The organism is Flavobacterium tructae, assembly GCF_001853485.1.
GTDB lineage: Bacteria > Bacteroidota > Bacteroidia > Flavobacteriales > Flavobacteriaceae > Flavobacterium > Flavobacterium tructae.
In genome coordinates this window covers 652,761-670,360 of sequence record NZ_MIKE01000011.1, presented here as the reverse complement: position 1 = coordinate 670,360, position 17,600 = coordinate 652,761, and the positions used below count along the sequence as shown (strand labels likewise).

Genomic DNA, 17,600 nt, shown 5'->3' with positions numbered 1-17,600 from the left:
TTTATTTGCTTTTGGTTGCGAACAAAAATAGGCAAATTTATTTAAACGAATTTTCTTGTTTAAATGAATTGTTTTTGGGCCACAGATTTTGCGGATTAAACTGGTTTTCACAGTTTTTTCTTTTCGTAGAATGTCAAAAAGAAAGTGATTCCTAAATGTAAGTAGTTTATATGTAGTGTCTTGTGTTCGGATTTAAACAGTGATACGGTTTTTGTAAATCTTCATTTTTACTTTTATAGAATAACTTTTACAAGAGCCCCAAGAAAATAAATTAGTGTAAACCAGTTTAATCTGTGTAATCCGCGGGCTGATTTTTAATGAGCTTTGTTCCAGAAATCAAAATAATTGAACCATTGCAACGGATATTTTTGCAGAATAGTTTCAACGCTTTGTACATATTCTTTCAGCAATCCTTTTTCGTCACGATGTTTCGAGGCAGCTTCTCTGGCGTACAAATGATAATGTAAGTTAGGTTCTTTCATTACGTAAACAAAAACAACAGGAACTTTTAATCGTGAAGCAATTAAAAACGGACCTGCAGGGAAATTAGCTTCCTTACCTAATATATTTTCCGAAAGAGATTTGGTGCCTTCAAAGTAACGATCGCCAGTAAAACAAACCAATTCGTTATTGGTCAAAGCAGCATTGATCTCAAAAATATGAGACAAATCGTCTTTAATGATGATAAATTTTACGGTAGGTTTTTGGGTAACGCTCTCCAGATAGTTTTTTATAGCAGAATGTTCCAAATCGGTAGTAACCAGATTGATTTGAAAATTAAGATCAATATCACCCAGGAAATGTTCGGCAATTTCGAAATTTCCAACATGAGCACTAATTAAAACACCTCCTTTTTTCTCAGCCAGGAGTTTTTTCAGTACCTCAATTCCGTCAAATTCATAAGTGAATCTGTTTCGCATTCCTGCCGAAATGGAAATTTTATCAATGATCGTCTGTCCAAAAGTATAGTAACTTTTGAAGACCATTTTTTTAGATTTGAACCAGGAATATTGAAGCCTTTCTTTAAAGTAATAGAAAATGGCTTTGTTGCTTTTTTTTAAAAACAAAAAGTAATATGAAGCAACAAAATAAAGCAGGACATAAGCAGCCTTAATACCCGCTTTTTGTATTAAAAAAACGAATATTCTATAGCCTAAAACTGTTCCTTTTGATTTGCCATCCCATTGACTCATTAAACAGCTTTAGCTTTTAGTTTGGTTTCAATAAGGTCATAAAAATTCTGAAAAGTAGCAATTCCAACAAAATCAGCTTCTACCAGTTTTACACCAAAGTTAGATTCGATCGAGACTACTAAATCTACATAATCTAAACTATCTAATCCAAGTGTGTTTTTTAAATTAGCATCCGGTTCGATATCATCATTGTCTACTTCAAATTCATCAACCAAAAAACCATTAATTCTTGCTATAATCTCTTCTTTATTCATCGTTCAATTTAAACTTTTTAACCACCAACGCAGAGTTGGTTCCTCCGAATCCGAAGGAATTGGACAAAAATATGTCAAATTTTTTGTTTAAAGTAGTTTTGACCAAATTTAATTTAGCAGCATCTTCGTCAGGATTTTCTAAATTGATGTTTGGAGCAATGAAATCGTGCTGCATCATTAGGATAGAGTAGATTACTTCGCTTGCTCCTGCCATCCAGCATTCGTGACCTGTCATCGATTTGGTAGAACTTACATATGGATTTCTCTCTCCGAAAACTTCAAAAATGGCTTTGGCTTCATTTCCGTCTCCAACAGGGGTTGAGGTTGCATGAGCATTTATATAATCAACATCCGTTGCTTTTAGCTGTGCATCGTCAAGCGCTCGTTGCATGGCTATAGACGGCCCTTCAACATTAGGCGTCGAGATATGTCCGCCGTTTGAAGAGAATCCGTAACCTGCAACTTCGGCAATGATGGTTGCGCCTCTGGCAATAGCCGATTCGTAGCTCTCCAGAATTAACGTTGCACCGCCACCACTCGGAATTAATCCGTCACGGTCTTTGTCGAACGGACGGGAAGCTTTTTCCGGTTCGTTTTCTCTGGCCGAAAAAACACCCAAACCATCAAAACTGCTCATCGCATATTTATTGATTTCCTGTGCGCCTCCGCAGATGATAACATCCTGAAATCCGCTCTTGATTAAAAAATAAGCGAGTCCTATAGAGTGTGATCCGCTGGCACAGGCTGCACTTACAGTAAGATTGATACCGCGAAGTTTAAAAATCGTTGATAAATTCATGGTTACCGTTGAATTCATCGATTTAAAAATAGCACCTGAACCTATTAAAGCCGTGTCTTTTTTATCTCTGACAATATCAGTAGCTTCAATAACAGCTTTTGATACACTGTCGTTTCCGTACATAATTCCCACTTCGCGTTCTTCAAAAAAGGCATCATCTATATTCGCATTTTTCAATGCTTCGATCGTAGCCATATAAGCATACTCGGTCTCTTCACCAATGCTCATTCGCTGTCTGCGGGTCAATAAATTTTTTAAATCAGCCTTCGGAACCATTCCCGTCAGGGCCGATTGGAAACCAAATTCTTTTCTTTCAGAATCAAACTGAATACCTGATTTTCCCTGGTATAAAGATTCCTTTACTTCATCTAAAGAAGTTCCGATACAAGAATAAATTCCCATTCCAGTAATTACAACTCTTTTATTCATGGTGGTATTTCAAAGTATTTTCTATCCTTAAAGTGTATTTTTTTTGAAGTTTTTTTAATAAAACTTCGGGGCTCTGCGTCTTTGTGAGCAATTTTTGATGTTTAAAAAACTTAAAACAATCTCACAAACATAGGATTATTAAGAATATATTCCTCCATTTATATTGATAATCTCTCCTGTAATGTAACTTGATTTTTTTGAAATCAAAAAGCTTACCAAATCTGCAACTTCCTCAGCTTCTCCAAAACGGTTTACCGGAATCAGCTTTAATAATTCTTTTTCGTCCAGTTCACTGGTCATGTCCGTTTTAATAAAACCGGGTGCAACAGCATTTACAGTAATATTTCGTTTGGCAACTTCCTGAGCCAGTGCTTTGGTGGCTGCAACAATTGCGCCTTTTGCTGCCGAATAATTCGTTTGTCCGGCTGTTCCTTTTACTCCTGAAACGGAAACCATATTAACAATTCGGCCGTATTTATTGCGTAGCATTTTTTGAATAAAAAACTGCGTAACATTAAAAAATCCGTTTAAACTCGTGTTTACTACACCGTTCCAGTCTTCGGGACTCATCCACATAAAAAGACCGTCTTTTGTAATTCCGGCATTGTTTACAATTGCTTCTACAATTGCTTCCGGATTAGCTTCCTGCCATTGTGTTAGCGTTTTTTGTACGTCTTCAAAATTGGAAACATCAAAACCTAAGATTTCTCCCGTTGCTCCTAGTTTTTGTATTTCCTGAAGTGTTACTTCAGCAGCTGTTTTATTCGAGTGATAGTTAATCAGGATATGATAATTTGCATCAACGGCTAATTTTTTACAAATAGCACTTCCAATTCCTCGTGAACCGCCAGTTACTAATACACATTTCATATTCAGAATTTATTTTTATTTGTTCGGTATAAAATCACTTTTTGATTAGCAATTTCATATGCAGAACTTATTTGGTTAATAGGTTTTATTTCTTCTTTTTGGCTACCGGTTTTTTGGTAGTTTTTGTCTCTGACTTTTCAGTCGTTTTGGCTTCTGCTTTTGGTTTCTCTGCAGCGATTTCTGCTGTGCTGATTCTTTCTTTTGATTGTGAAAACAGTTCAGCATTTTCAAACCATTGGTTGCCTAATACAGTTCCGTCTGGTTTTAAGAATCCCCATTTTCCTTCATTTTTTACTCGGGCCAGACCATCGATAAAGCCTTTGTCTTGTTTTACGAACAGCGCAATAACAAAACCATTTGCTGTAATATTGTATTGGGTTGGAATAACTAATTTTCCGGTTTGATTGATGAATCCCCAGTTTTTTTCTTTTACAGGAGCCAGTCCATCAGCACTAAAAACTTCGGCATCGCTGTAGGTGGGTTCAATTACAAATTCAGCTTTCGGATTGATATACCCCCATTTTGAACCTACGCAAACCGGAGCTAAACTTTTTGAAAACGCTTTCACCTTGTCATAAATTGGAGTAATTACCCAATTTCCTTTTAAGTCAATGAATCCAATTTTGCCGTTTTTCTTGGCGTATGTAAGATCCTGCGTGTCAAAATCCCAGATTTTTTCAGCTCCGTCAACAGGAATAAAACTTCCTGAACTAACGATTCCAAAGGTTTTATCTTTTCTTGCCCAGCTTGTGTTCTTGAAATAATTGCCTATTTCTTCATACGCAGGCTCGATCATTTCTTTACCGGAAGTATTAATAATTCCCCATTTTTTATTGTTTTCAACTCTGGCAAAACCGTTTTCAAATGATTTGATCTGATCGTATTTTGGTTCTAAAACAACGGTCATTTTCGAATTGATTAATCCTACTTTGCCATTTTGTCGAATGAACGCTACGCCATTTTCGAAATCAAAAAGTTTGTCTGACACAGGAGCGTTCTGAACTTCTCCTTTTGTATTGATATAAACCCAGTCTTTGTCTTTTTGTACAACTGCAATTCCGCTGTTGAAATCTTTAACATTTTTAAAATCTGCCGGAATTATCCAGGCTCCTTTAGCATCTATAAACCCCCATTTTCCATTATTTTCCACAGCTGCCAATCCTTCAGAAAAGCTTCTTGCGGATTTGTACTGAGGTTCAATTTTAAAATTTCCGTCTTTGGAAAGATATCCAATTTTTGAATCTTTTTTAACTAACGCCAATTCCTGACTATTAACAAATTGAATAGTGAATGCAAATAAAATAATAAGTGTCTTTTTCATGATTTTAAAGGTTCAATATTAATAATGTAAAAATAAGTATTAACTGTGAATCAGGTAATCTTTTACTTTCTGAACAAAAGGATACATCACCTGATCTTCTTTAAATTCAGGAATAATGTTTCGGATATCGTCGTACCATTTTTTGGTAACGGATGAAATTTTATCTTTTTGTCCTAAATAATCAATAGCCTGAACGATGGTGATCATTTCGATACCTAAAACTTCAAATGAGTTTTCGATTACTTTTGAAGTAATAACGGCAGCATTGGTTCCCATACTTACAATGTCCTGATTGTCGTTGTTGTTCGGGATGCTGTGAACGTACATCGGGTTAGACAACATCTGGCTTTCGGCAGTGGTTGAGGTAGCGGTAAACTGAACCCCCTGCATTCCGAAATTGAATCCTAAAGTTCCTAAGTTAACAAACGGAGGAAGGATTTCGTTGATTTTTGAATTCAATAAATAATTCAGCTGACGTTCTGCCAGCATGGTTAGTTTGGTAATAACAATTTTTAGTTTATCCATTTCAAGCGAGATATAATCGCCGTGGAAATTTCCTCCGTGATAAACGTGTTTGTTTTTTACATCTATAATAGGATTGTCGTTTGCCGAGTTAAATTCGTCTTCAAGAATTGAAGCGACATTGTTTATAGTTTCTAAAACCGGTCCTAAAATTTGAGGAACACAACGTAAAGAATAGTACTCCTGAACTTTTTCTTTGAAGATTTCTTCGGTGTTTTCTCCGGAATATAAGTGATCTTCTCTTTTACGGATCAAGGTACTGTCTGAAAGATTTTGTCTCATTCTTGAGGCTACTTCCTGTTGTCCTTTATGACGTTTGGTTTGGTTTAATTCTTCAGAGAAATGATCGTCGTATGCCTGAACCAATTCGTTGATTGCGCAGGAACATTTTAAAGACCAGTCTAATAATTTTTTGGCAAGATGTACATTTACAACTCCAATTCCGGTCATTACCGAAGTTCCGTTGATTAAAGCCAGACCTTCTCTGATTTCTACCTGAATAGGTTTTAAACCTTCAATTTCGAAAACTTCAGAAGTTGGTCTTCGGTCTCCTTTATAAAAAACTTCGCCTTCGCCAATTAAAACCAAAGCTAAGTGTGATAATTGTACTAAATCTCCGCTGGCACCTACACCGCCATGCTCAAAAATAAGAGGAGTAATGTCTTTGTTGATCAGCTCTGCCATCAAATGAATTACAGAAGGATGAACCCCTGAATTACCTAATGATAAAGTGTTTAAACGAGCCAAAATTGCTGCTTTCGCACAAACAGGGCTTAAAGGTTTTCCCGTTCCCGAAGAGTGGCTTCGGATTAAATTGTATTGTAATTGTATTTGATCAGATTCTTTAATTCTATATTGGGCCATTGGTCCGAAACCAGTGTTGACACCATATATTACTTTGTTTCCTGAAAATTCTTTTAGGAAATTGAAGCTTTCATTCACTCTGTTTAAAACAATATCGCTGATGACAACTTTATTATTTCCAAAAATAATAGACTCGAATTCTGCTAAACTTAAATATTCATTAATTGTGTTCATTAAATCGTTTTTGGTTGTGCTAATTTAATTTTATTTATCAAAATAAATGTAGTTATTTTGATGATGGCAAATGTAGGTTAATAATTGATAATAATATTAATATGATAAAGGAGTTTGTTGATGTTTTAGTCATTGGCGCAGGACCATCAGGATGTGTCTCGGCATCGTATCTTCACAAAAACAACATTAAGATAAAAGTAGTTGAAAAAACAAAGTTTCCAAGACTTGTAGTAGGGGAAAGTCTGATCCCTCGAGTAATGGATCATTTTGCTGAGGCTGAGCTTTTTGAGAGTTTGGATGCGATGAATTTTGAGAAAAAACTTGGTGCTCGTTTTATCAGAGGAGAAGAAATTTGTGTTTTTGATTTCAGCAAAAAATTTGGTGAAGGCTGGGACTGGACCTGGCAGGTACCGCGTGCTGATTTTGACAACACCATGGCGCAGGAAGTGATTAGAAAAGGAATTGATCTGGAATTTGAAACAGAGGTTCTGGAGGTTTCTTTTGAGGGTAAAAACTCTAAAACAATTGTAAAAGATAAGGATGGAAACCTAAAAGAAATACACGCTAAATTCATTATTGATTCCAGTGGATACGGCCGTGTTTTACCAAGACTTTTAGACTTGGACACCCCATCAAAATTAGATCCGCATTCTTCGATATTTACACATGTAAAAGATATTAACAGAGAAGAAGGTGAAGAGGGAACTCAAATCTCTTTTGATATTCTGGAAACCGAAGTTTGGTTATGGGTAATTCCTTTCTCCAACGGAAATACGAGTCTGGGGGTTGTAGGCCCAACCGATTTTATTAATTCGCTTTCAGAAAATAAAGACAATGCCGAGGCTTTAAGAAATGCGATTCAGAAATCAGATTATTATATCAAAAGATTTAAAGGAACAGAATTTTTGTTTGAGCCGGTAAAATTGGAGAATTATTCAAGAGCGGTAAAAAGAATGTACGGTGATGGTTTTGCCCTGACTGGAAACAGTTCTGAATTTTTAGATCCGGTATTTTCATCTGGAGTGGCGTTTGCAACCGAATCCGGAATGCTGGCGGCCAAATTGTACCTTAAAGAATCTCAGGGAATCGAAGTAGATTGGGAAACAGAATTCACCGGATATATGAAAAGGGGGATAGCTGTTTTTACCACGTATGTACAGGAATGGTACACTGGGAATCTTCAGACTTTGTTTTTTCATCAGCCGGAAAATCCGGATGTGAAAGAAAAGATCTGTTCGGTATTGGCAGGATATGTCTGGAACGAAGAAAATCCGTTTGTAAAAAAACACGATCACGTGATAAAGAATATGGCCTATTTATTAAATATGCAAAAAGAACAAAGCCCTGAATAATCAGGGCTTTTTGTTTAGATGATTGTTTCTATTGCAGCGTCATATTTCGCCCTTACAGGGCTCTTATCTATAAACGAACCTTTTATTTCTATAAATATGTTATCCCTCCGGGATAAAAAAGGGAATGGTTTTTTAGTTAGAAAATTATTATTGTCTGCTCCATCGGAGCAAAATATTTATAGATTCCGGAGGAGGGGCATATTTTAGGTTTTATCGTTTTTTAAAATCAATATAGGGAAATAAAGAGGAGAGCTGTTTTATGACAGCTCTCCTCTTATCGTTTTATTTATATGCTTTTTTTACTATCAGTTTAGACATTGATTTTGCTGTTTTGGCGAAACCTTCACCAATTCTGGTTTCGTTACTGAAATTACTGCCCCATTGATCACCCGGAGCTTCTTCGCTTGTAATTTCTAAAAGGACATTTGATTTATTAGCAGTTTCAACAAATTTTAAGTTGGTCGTTACTTTTGCGGGCTGCTTCATAATTCCGGCATCCCAACCCGGATAGATCCATACTGCAGTCACGATTAAAGTATAAGGAGTTTTTAAATTTTCCTGAAAGTTCAAATCCTTTTTTTCTTTAGTTAAAACAATATTGGCAATTTCTAAAAATTTAGGCGTCCAGATTTGGTCTTTTGCACTAATCCATTTTTTTTCCCAGATGTTTCCGTTGCCTTTTGCCTTTTGATCTAATTCGGCTTTATGCTCCTGGACATACTGTGCTTCCGGTTTTTTTTCTTTCATCATAGTAAAATTACTATAATCAAATTCGGTATTGATTTCTTTCTGATCTTTTAAGAAATCAAAGTTTCCTTTTACTACTTCCATGTCCTGTGCAAAAGCTGCTCCGGAAATAATAAATAAAGCAAAGATTAATTTTTTCATTTTTTGTTTTGTTTTTGGTTAATTAGTGTGTTAAAAGTAATTAAAATGTTTGTACAAATATTTTTCCTGTTAAAATAAAATCATCTATACGCTAAAGTTAAAAATGGTTTTTACCGCTAAGAGAGCAAAGGTTTACGCAAGGAGGTTGTAACAAATTATTTTTTTATTCCAATTTGTTTCAAAAGCTGTAACAATTTTTATAAAATTTCAATTTTGTTTCAAAAGCTGTAACAAAATATTTTTATTTCCTGTTTTGTTACAAAAACTTTGAAAAGGTAACAGATACACCAAAACAAAAAAAGAGGCGTTAGTAAACGCCTCCTTTATTATCTAAAAAATAATTTTAGGTTTAAGATCCTGTTTAATTTTTTAATATTTTGTTAGAAATCTTTTTACCATTTTCAAGTTTTACAGCTACTATATACCAGCCGTTTTTAAGTTCGGAGAGATTGATTTTAGTTTTATTTTTCAGGGTGATAACATTTTCACCATTCATATCAAAAACATATACGACTTCAACTTTTTCTTTTGTGTCGATACTTAGCTCTTCCTTAACGGGATTAGGGTAGATAATCAGAGAGGAATTAAAAGTTAGATCATCATTTAGAGCAGCAGCACTGGACGTGCTAGCGCCGGAAGTTTGATTGATATAATAATCCTGTAATTTTTGAATCCAAAAATGATCATCAGTCAGCGTAGTTCCCGGGTTTCCAATTCCATCCGTACTGGCTCCTACGCCTGCTCCCATTAAGACAAGTTTGGTTCCGCTATTTTTTACTTCTGCAAAGTGATTTCCAAAAGTCACTTTTTTTGTAGTGGGATTAACCAGAAGTTTAGGGTCGGCATGTTTATTCTGACTGAAATAGTTATAACGAGTCGCGTCATTTGAGAAATTTACGGTATCTCCAAAGAAAAAAGTAGAAGCAGAATCTTCGTAGTGCTGGCTGGTATTATTTAAAATTTGAAAAGGACCTGCTGTTCGTTCATTTACGGTTTCTGAACCATTGATATGTCCTACCGGGATTTGCCAGAGGACAACATGTTTGCCAGAGGCTTCGTAAAGTTTTTGAACAAAATTCAGGTAATTCATCCAGTGGTCATTATTCCAGAACCAGGTATAAGAGAAGGGATCTGCAGGGTTTCCGGTACTTCCGGCGCCCATGGCATCAAGACCATATTTGTCTATAGAAATAAAGTCTGCATTATTAGACATAATTCCCATACTATTGGTGTACTGAAAAATATCTGCAGCGGTTTGTTTAATTTTGTTAAGCTGGGTAGTAAAAGTTCCGGTATCCGTTTCTCTGATAATTCCTTTTGGACCGGCTACACCAGCTTTTGCCCAAAGATTAAGCTGCCATCCAAATTCCATATTCAGGTTTTCGTCTGTTCTTTTCTTGTTGAGCTCAAAATTGATTCTTTCTACGAGGGTTTTTAATGTACCTGCATTTTGGGCAATACTTGTTGCATTTACGGCTGTTGTAGTCGTTATAGGTTCGTTAAACTGCTGCATATAGCCCAGAAAATCAGGTTCTAATACCACTCCAAAAAACTCATCTCCCAGTTCAGCTTTAACCTGATTCAGAAAAAGGTTGAGATTATTGAAATAAGCCGTCATATAGGAAGCATCTTTTACGTGTGCCAGATCCAGTTCGTAAGATTCGCTTCCGTCGGGAATGTTATAAAAAACAAAGAAAGGAATAAGCCCCATTTTTAAAGAATTCCGTGCAAATTTTATAGCTCTGTCAGGTTGCCAGGTATTCCATCCTGCGATTGGCCCTCCATTGATATAGATGTATCTTACATCCATTCGGTTATTCTTGAGCAGATTGCTGTCGTCGATATTGTTGTTGTAAAAATTGACATCGTCGGTAGTGTCTTCAGATACAGATCCTACAGAAACATAATCAGGATATTTTAATACGCTTCCATTGGCATTGTCTATTCTTAAACCAAGATAATATATGGTACCATCTGAAGTGGTTATCTGAAGTCCGGATCTGCCTGCTTTTTTAGGGATAATCTTTAAAGTATTTCCGGTAATAGTATAATCAAATACAGTAGTGTTTCTTCTTTTTAATGAAGTGATAGCCTTATCGAATACGAATGTTTTAGGTATTCCGTTAACCGCTTTTATTTGATTTGGAAGTGAAGCAAAGGAAATATTTTGTGTGGCAGGATTCACAATAGTAAGTTGTAAACCGGTTGTTGCTATGGTTCCATTGTTGTCTGTGACTGCTATTTGCAGTGAATTGTTTCCATAATTCTGAGGAGTCCAATTAAAGGTATAAGAATTTTGTGGATTGGTACTCACATTAGCATTAGTTCCGGCAGTGAGATCCTTAAACAGTATGCTGCTAATGGAACTTCCGGACGAAGGCTGAATAGTAAAAGTAATGCTTATAGGCGAAAAATTAAGTTGAGTATAGGAAGTGGCATTTGGCGGACCGGTAATCGTTATCACAGCAGGAGCAGTAATCGCAATTTTAATAGTTGTATTGACTACGGTGCTTATTCCAATCGAATTTACAGTGGTATATCGAATGTTGTAATCTCCATAAGCGGTCGGGGTCCAGTTATACGATATCGTGTTGCCGGATAAACTCATATTGTAAGTTGTATAAGAAGACTCTGTTGTCTTTTTTATTTCAACCTTATTTTGTGTTGCCGAAAAACCGTACAGATTGAGTGATGCAGTAAGATTGATAGCCGATAATGTGCTTTTTATAATAATTTGTCCATCGGCGTAGGCAGGAGAAATGGCTATGGGCTTGATACACACACCAAGAAAAGTGTAAGCAGAAGACTGATCAGGAATTTCTGTTCCGGCGACCCAGTACTTGGCTTTATAGACACCATTGTTGTATCGTATAATGTTGTTTACATTATAGTTGGGAGTTGTACTGTTCCAATCAGAAACGGTATTGCAGGCAGTATAAGCCAGAGATGGATTATTGATAATTAATTGCTCGTCACAGCTTCCTACTGCAGACCAGACACTGCTTGATCCAGGTGTGCTGCCGGCTCCCTGAGACCAGGAATTGTTTTTGTACACTATATTATTGTAACGAACATAAGAGTTACTGGAATATTGTGTGACGGAGTACCAAGCTGGAATTCCACAGGAGCTGCCTAACTGGGCTTTAGCCAGAGTTGGAATAAAACAGACAAGAAAAGAGAAGAATAAAAGTTTATAATTTTTTATCATAGTAAAAACATTTAATACGTTATACATTCCGTTAATTGTGATTGTTTGAAAAAACGTATCGTTTTGCCTCTTTAAATTTGGTACCTAAAGTTTAAAGATTAACCATACGCAAATCAAATATAGTAAGAAATTACTTTGTACAAATACTCAATATTGTAAGTAAAATATTTGAATTTTAGCGATTTGGGTTTTTTTATTTTGAAAAAAGGCAAAGAATTTGGTGATGAAGATTTTGTGGGAAATAGTGTAAAATAAGGCGGTGACCTACAATAATTAAAAACCCGACAAGCTCTAAAACTTGTCGGGTTTAATAAAATTTGGCGCGTAAAAGCCTGATTAACAATGGTTAAAAAAAGCAGGTTTTTTCTAAATTAATAACATAATATTTAAAAAATGTGATTTTCCCGGTACGGTTTTATTTTTCAAAAAAGAATACAATAAAACTACCAAAATTTAATGTACAGGGCTGCAATAATCAATAATGTAATGACGATTAAAACAGTCGTTTGTGGTTTTACTTTAAACATTTCGGCATCGATTTCGAATGCTTTAGGATTCACTTTAGGACCTGCAAAACTGATTAAAACCATCACCAAAGTGGTAAAGATGAATGATAATCCCATACAAATATGAAAAGGGATTTCAAAAGCTCCTTTTCCGTTTGGATAAGCAGTATACAATAAAGTCTCATTTCCAAATAAGGCAGGAGCATATTCGTTGAATAGTACGGATAATACAAAACCTAAAATTACACCTACTACAGCTGCAGCTCCCGTAGTTCGTTTCCAGAACATTCCTAAAACAAACATGGCAAAAACTCCCGGACTGATAAAGCCCGTGTATTTTTGGATATAGGTAAATCCGCCAACACCTCCAATTCCTAAAATATCATTCCAGGTAAATAATACTGCTAAAAGCATCGCTCCAAAAACGGCAATTCTTCCTATGTTTACCTGCTGTTTTTCACCAGCTTCTTTTTGAATGTATTTTTTGTGAATATCCAAAGTGTAGATTGTCGAGATACTGTTTACTTTTCCGGCTAACGAAGCTACAATTGCTGCGGTTAGTGCCGCTACTGAAAGTCCCTTTAATCCGGTTGGAAGGAAAGTCAGTACAGCAGAATAAGCTCCGTCTTTTCCTCCGACTAATTGTGGTAAATGTCCGTTTTGATATAAAACATAGGCAGCAATACCCGGTAACATTACAATTAAAGGCATTAACAATTTGAGCATACCGGCAAACAAAATACCGGTGCGTGCAGTTTGCAAATCGGCACCTAAGGCTCTTTGCGTAATGTATTGGTTGCATCCCCAGTAATTCAGGTTGATGATCCAGATACCGGCAAGATATGACATCAGACCAGGGAAAGTAAGGTATTTGTTGATGTCAAGCTGAGAAGATGTCGCAGTTGGCCTTGGAATAATCATTTTAAAATGTTCCGGTGCTTCTCTCATTAAAACTTTGAATCCTTCGATTGCATTTTGTCCAACTCCAAAATATTGTCCTACAGTCGTAAGAGCAATATACGAGGTAACTAAACCTCCAATGATTAAAACGGCCACCTGAATGACATCCGTATATGCGACAACTTTCATACCTCCAAGAGAGATGAATAGGGCAAACAATGCCAGTCCGATCATGATAATATGCAGATATTCTCCGCCGGCCATACCGTTAATGGCTACAGCTCCTAAATATAAAATAGAAGTTAAGTTTACAAAAACGTACAAGAACAACCAGAAAACGGCCATGATTAAAGCAGTAGAATCATTATAGCGTGTTTTTAAGAATTGTGGCATCGTATAGATTTTATTCTTTAGGTATACGGGAATAAACCAAACGGCGACCACAATAAGACTTATGGCTGCAATCCACTCGTAAGCCGCAACGGCAATTCCTAAAAAGAAACCTTCACCGCTCATTCCGATAAATTGTTCTGCCGAGATATTTGAAGCAATTAAAGAAGCTCCAATAGCCCACCAGGTCAGGTTTCCTTCGGCCAAAAAGTAAGCTTTAGCGTCCTGTTCGTCTTGTTTACGTTTTCGGTAAACCGTATAACCGTAGGCCGAAACTACGATGAAGTAAATAATAAAAACCGCATAATCTGCGAAAGCAAGGTTCTGGTTCATTGATAGTACTATTTTAATAATTAGATAGTGATTGTTTGATTAGTAGAGGGTAAAAAACAATATTTGTCTGAGGTGGTTTAAATATTGTTTTTTTATTTTTTTTGATTTGGGTCGATTATTCGTTTTTGATTTGATTTATTAATGTGATTCTGTATTAAAGGGTAAAAAAGAGCTAAGACGTACCTGTTTTTTTAAGTATGTTGTTCAAAGCTGTAACAATTTGTGGGGCAAAATAGGCTAAAGTTTTATTTTATTTTTGTTTGTAATGAATGTCTGATTGCTGTCTTAAAACTTCGGCACATCTTTCAGGGGTAATGTCTCTCTGAGATTCACCTAACATTTCGTAACCCACCATAAATTTCTTTACTGTGGCTGATCGCAACAAAGGCGGATAAAAATGCATATGGAAATGCCATTCCGGATGTTCTAAACCATCTGTAGGTGATTGATGGATTCCTGATGAATACGGAAAAGAAGTACTGAATAAATTATCGTATTTGATGGTGAGTTGTTTTAAAATTACGGCAAAGGAATTGGTTTCTTCTTCCGTAAAATCAGTAATTTTATTTACAACTCTTTTGCTTACAATCATCGTTTCATAAGGCCAGGTTGCCCAAAACGGAACTAAAGCAATAAAATCATCGTTTTCGATTACTACACGATCACCCGTTTTTAATTCTGCCTGAACATAATCCTGAAGAAGCGTTCGGTTGTTTTTATCAAAATAAGATTTCAGATTTTGTTGTGTTCTTTCAACCTGAGTTGGAAGCGACGACTGCGCCCAGATCTGACCATGCGGATGCGGATTACTGCAGCCCATAATACTTCCTTTGTTTTCAAAAATCTGAACGTGATTGATGTATTTGATGCTTCCCAGTTCAGCGTATTCTTTTTGCCAAACTTTTACAATGCTCTCAATTCCTTCAATTTCCATCTCCGGTAAAGTAAGATCATGTCTTGGTGAAAAACAGACTACTCTTGAAATTCCTTGTTCGGGTTTGGTTTTAAAAAAAGTGTGCTTGATGTCTTCTTCAAATATAATTTCGTCCTGCTTCATTGCGGCGAAATCATTTTCAAAGACAAAGCTGTCTTTGTAGGTCGGATTGTGTTCTCCATTGGCGCGAACGTTACCCGGACAGAGATAACAGTTTGGGTCGTGCTTTGGAAGGGTTTCAGTTGCAAGAGTCTCGTTTTGCCCTTGCCACGGACGTTTGGCTCGATGAGGTGATACCAGAATCCATTCGTTTAGTAATGGATTGAAACGTCTGTGCGGATCTTCGTTGATGTCAAAGTTTTTCATTTATAGTTTTTGTGATGTTAAAGAAGTAGTCTTGTTCCATTAGAGATTGTTACATCATAAAATTTTAATTCAATCCCAAATGTATTTAAATAAAGATTTGAAAACTTATTTTTCACCTCATTTTCATGCCCTTTTTTTATAAAATTTATGGTACACCCCCCGAAACCACCCCCCATGAGGCGTGATCCAATAATAAAATCGTCTGTTTTTGCCGTATTTACAAGCATATCCAGCTCTTTACAGCTAACTTCGTATTCTTGCGATAAACCATAATGGGCTTCGAAAAGTAACTGTCCTAAAAGTGTAATATTTCCCTGATCTAACGCTTCACAAGCTTTTTCAACACGATCAATTTCTTTTACTACAAAATGTGCTCTTTTAAAAATAGTTGCTGACATTTGATTCTGCAGCGTCAAAAGCTGTTCTTCGGTACAATCTCTAAAACTTTTTATTTGAGGAAAATGATGTTTTATAATCGCCAGCCCCTGTTCGCACTCCTGTCTTCTGGTGTTGTATTCAGAGGTAAAAAGAGAATGTTTTACATTACTGTCAAACAAAACCAGGGTGTAATCTTTGAAATCGGCATTGTGATATTCAAAATCCAGAGTGTTGCAATCCAGTTTTATGACCTTGTTTTCAAGACCGTGAACACTTGAAAACTGATCCATAATGCCACAATTGATTCCTACCCAGTGTTCTGCCTTTTGCCCTAACAAAGCGATGTCGGCTTTTTTGATTTTTAAATCGAAAAGCGATGCAATTCCGAAAATCATTCCACATTCTAAAGCAGCAGAAGAGGATAAACCGGAACCTACCGGAATGTTGCTGCTAAAGACACAGTTGAAACCTTCAAACACAAAACCGTTGTCCTGTAATTGTTTGATTACGCCACGAATATAATTGGTCCAGACCTCTTCGCTTAAAAGAATTTCTGCAGTTAAATCAATTTCAAAGGCTTCGTTCAAATCGATGGCCACTATTTTGGAGCTGTTGGTATTGTTTTTTTCAAAAGCAAAACAGATAATCTTGTCAATAGCCGCCGGTAAAACATAGCCGTCGTTGTAATCAATATGTTCTCCTATAATATTGATCCTTCCGGGAGAGAGTACCACTTTTTGCGGAGCCGATCCAAAAGACTTCTCAAAAAAAGCGGTTGTGTTTTGTATTAAAATATCATTCATTAGGTAGTGGTTGAAAGAAATAGCTTTTCGTTTTGGTTGTTTTTTTAGCAAATATTAGGTTATGGTTTCAAATCGGTAAAGGGTTTTTTGATGATAGGTTTCCCCTTTTCGTAAAACCGAATTCGGAAAATGTTTGTGGTTTGGGGCATCCGGAAAATTTTGTGCTTCAAAACATATTCCACTAAATGTATGATAATTAGCGTTTTCTTTTCCTTTTACAGATCCAAAACAATTTCCGCCTACATATATATGTACGCTGGGCTGATCCGTAATAACCTTCATCTGCAAATTGTTTTCAGCACTGGATAAAGTGGCGGAAACCGTTTTTCCAGGCTCAATTACAAATGAATTGTCAATAGATTCCGGGCATTTTTTAGCCGTTCTGAAATCAAAATCATGATTAGAAAGAGCAATGAAATTCCCGGTTGGAATATTCTCAGTATCCGTTTCCAACATTTTGTCAGAATCAATAAAGAGTGTTTGGTTTAACAAATTCCGATCATGTCCGTCAAGATTAAAATAAGTGTGATGCGTAAGATTCACGATCGTATCTTCAGTTGAGGTCGCTTTGTATTCCAGCTTTAATTCGTTTTCTTCCGTTAAAGTATAAGTCAAATCAACCTGTAAAGCTCCCGGATAATTTTCCTCTAAATTCTGGCTCAAAAGGCTTAAAGTTATCGACGGATTATCACCCGAAGTAATATGGGTAATGTTCCATGTTTTTTGTCCAAAGCCAATATTCCCGCCATGTAAAGCATTGCCATTGTTGTTGGTATTCAATTGAAATGTCTGGTCGTTTAAGGCAAAAAGACCCTTGTCGATTCGTCCGGCATAACGCCCAACGGTAGCGCCAAAGTAAGGAGCGCTTGGTAAATGATAAGAAGCCAGATAAGATTCTAAAGTATCGAAACCTAAAACAACATCAACAACCCCACCTGTTGCAACCGGAATTAACAAAGAGGTCAGTGTTGCACCATAATTGATAATTTTTGCTTTCATTCCGTTTTTGTTGCACAATTCACAAGAAAGAATTTCTTCGTTATCGGGCAATAAACCAAATGATTCCATGGCAGATGTATTCGGAAGGTGCGATATTTGTTTTATATTCATATTTTT

The 17,600-nt window shown here is 36.2% G+C and carries 13 protein-coding genes; 1 reads left to right on the top strand and 12 read right to left on the bottom strand.

All coding sequences use genetic code 11. The annotated features are described in order from the left end of the window. Positions 1-314: 314 nt before the first annotated feature. The 6 genes from BHE19_RS04870 to BHE19_RS04845 form a co-directional block, all read right to left on the bottom strand. A complete protein-coding gene (locus BHE19_RS04870) occupies positions 315-1,193 on the bottom strand; it encodes an LpxL/LpxP family acyltransferase (protein WP_070906176.1) in 879 nt (292 codons plus the stop codon). After that, positions 1,193-1,447, bottom strand: coding sequence for an acyl carrier protein (locus BHE19_RS04865; RefSeq protein ID WP_017496915.1), 255 nt, complete (start codon positions 1,445-1,447; stop codon positions 1,193-1,195). The genes BHE19_RS04870 and BHE19_RS04865 overlap by 1 nt, the downstream gene beginning before the upstream one ends. Then, the gene (locus tag BHE19_RS04860) at positions 1,440-2,675 is read right to left on the bottom strand and encodes a beta-ketoacyl-[acyl-carrier-protein] synthase family protein (RefSeq protein ID WP_017496916.1); all 1,236 of its coding nucleotides are present in this window, start codon (positions 2,673-2,675) and stop codon (positions 1,440-1,442) included. The genes BHE19_RS04865 and BHE19_RS04860 overlap by 8 nt, the downstream gene beginning before the upstream one ends. 138 nt (positions 2,676-2,813) lie before the next feature. Next, the gene (gene fabG / locus BHE19_RS04855) at positions 2,814-3,545 is read right to left on the bottom strand and encodes a 3-oxoacyl-ACP reductase FabG (protein ID WP_017496917.1); all 732 of its coding nucleotides are present in this window, start codon (positions 3,543-3,545) and stop codon (positions 2,814-2,816) included. A gap of 85 nt (positions 3,546-3,630) precedes the next feature. Beyond that, positions 3,631-4,866 carry a WG repeat-containing protein gene (locus BHE19_RS04850; protein WP_070906175.1) on the bottom strand — a complete coding sequence of 412 codons (1,236 nt, stop codon included), beginning with the start codon at positions 4,864-4,866 and terminating at the stop codon, positions 3,631-3,633. Positions 4,867-4,905: 39 nt separating this feature from the next. Continuing rightward, a complete protein-coding gene (locus BHE19_RS04845; protein WP_070906174.1) occupies positions 4,906-6,426 on the bottom strand; it encodes an HAL/PAL/TAL family ammonia-lyase in 1,521 nt (506 codons plus the stop codon). Positions 6,427-6,527: 101 nt separating this feature from the next. On the opposite strand from BHE19_RS04845, the gene BHE19_RS04840 reads away from it, so the two are divergent. After that, a complete protein-coding gene (locus BHE19_RS04840; protein WP_070906173.1) occupies positions 6,528-7,778 on the top strand; it encodes an NAD(P)/FAD-dependent oxidoreductase in 1,251 nt (416 codons plus the stop codon). A gap of 282 nt (positions 7,779-8,060) precedes the next feature. Here the strand turns inward: BHE19_RS04840 and BHE19_RS04835 are convergent, their stop codons facing one another. The 6 genes from BHE19_RS04835 to BHE19_RS04810 form a co-directional block, all read right to left on the bottom strand. Beyond that, positions 8,061-8,666: a hypothetical protein gene (locus tag BHE19_RS04835; protein ID WP_070906172.1), complete on the bottom strand. Its 606-nt coding sequence runs from the start codon at positions 8,664-8,666 to the stop codon at positions 8,061-8,063. 361 nt (positions 8,667-9,027) lie between these two features. Next, the gene (locus BHE19_RS04830) at positions 9,028-11,874 is read right to left on the bottom strand and encodes a T9SS type A sorting domain-containing protein (protein ID WP_165607903.1); all 2,847 of its coding nucleotides are present in this window, start codon (positions 11,872-11,874) and stop codon (positions 9,028-9,030) included. 443 nt (positions 11,875-12,317) lie between these two features. Further along, the gene (locus BHE19_RS04825; protein WP_017496924.1) at positions 12,318-14,003 is read right to left on the bottom strand and encodes a sodium/sugar symporter; all 1,686 of its coding nucleotides are present in this window, start codon (positions 14,001-14,003) and stop codon (positions 12,318-12,320) included. 250 nt (positions 14,004-14,253) lie between these two features. After that, positions 14,254-15,303 carry a UDP-glucose--hexose-1-phosphate uridylyltransferase gene (locus BHE19_RS04820; protein ID WP_070906170.1) on the bottom strand — a complete coding sequence of 350 codons (1,050 nt, stop codon included), beginning with the start codon at positions 15,301-15,303 and terminating at the stop codon, positions 14,254-14,256. Between the two features lie 17 nt (positions 15,304-15,320). Continuing rightward, complete coding sequence (gene galK, locus BHE19_RS04815; RefSeq protein ID WP_070906169.1) at positions 15,321-16,484, bottom strand: galactokinase; 1,164 nt, start codon at positions 16,482-16,484, stop codon at positions 15,321-15,323. 54 nt (positions 16,485-16,538) lie between these two features. Beyond that, on the bottom strand, positions 16,539-17,594 hold the full coding sequence (locus BHE19_RS04810; RefSeq protein ID WP_070906168.1) for an aldose epimerase family protein: 1,056 nt from the start codon (positions 17,592-17,594) through the stop codon (positions 16,539-16,541). Between the last annotated feature and the right edge of the window lie 6 nt (positions 17,595-17,600).

Coding starts and splice junctions, on each gene's coding strand:
- BHE19_RS04840 (WP_070906173.1), top strand. CDS start 6,528: ATGATAAAGGAGTTTGTTGATGTTTTAGTCATTGGCGCAGGACCATCA.
- BHE19_RS04850 (WP_070906175.1), bottom strand. CDS start 4,866: ATGAAAAAGACACTTATTATTTTATTTGCATTCACTATTCAATTTGTT.
- BHE19_RS04845 (WP_070906174.1), bottom strand. CDS start 6,426: ATGAACACAATTAATGAATATTTAAGTTTAGCAGAATTCGAGTCTATT.
- galK (WP_070906169.1), bottom strand. CDS start 16,484: ATGAATGATATTTTAATACAAAACACAACCGCTTTTTTTGAGAAGTCT.
- BHE19_RS04830 (WP_165607903.1), bottom strand. CDS start 11,874: ATGATAAAAAATTATAAACTTTTATTCTTCTCTTTTCTTGTCTGTTTT.
- BHE19_RS04835 (WP_070906172.1), bottom strand. CDS start 8,666: ATGAAAAAATTAATCTTTGCTTTATTTATTATTTCCGGAGCAGCTTTT.
- fabG (WP_017496917.1), bottom strand. CDS start 3,545: ATGAAATGTGTATTAGTAACTGGCGGTTCACGAGGAATTGGAAGTGCT.
- BHE19_RS04865 (WP_017496915.1), bottom strand. CDS start 1,447: ATGAATAAAGAAGAGATTATAGCAAGAATTAATGGTTTTTTGGTTGAT.
- BHE19_RS04870 (WP_070906176.1), bottom strand. CDS start 1,193: ATGAGTCAATGGGATGGCAAATCAAAAGGAACAGTTTTAGGCTATAGA.
- BHE19_RS04825 (WP_017496924.1), bottom strand. CDS start 14,003: ATGAACCAGAACCTTGCTTTCGCAGATTATGCGGTTTTTATTATTTAC.
- BHE19_RS04820 (WP_070906170.1), bottom strand. CDS start 15,303: ATGAAAAACTTTGACATCAACGAAGATCCGCACAGACGTTTCAATCCA.
- BHE19_RS04810 (WP_070906168.1), bottom strand. CDS start 17,594: ATGAATATAAAACAAATATCGCACCTTCCGAATACATCTGCCATGGAA.
- BHE19_RS04860 (WP_017496916.1), bottom strand. CDS start 2,675: ATGAATAAAAGAGTTGTAATTACTGGAATGGGAATTTATTCTTGTATC.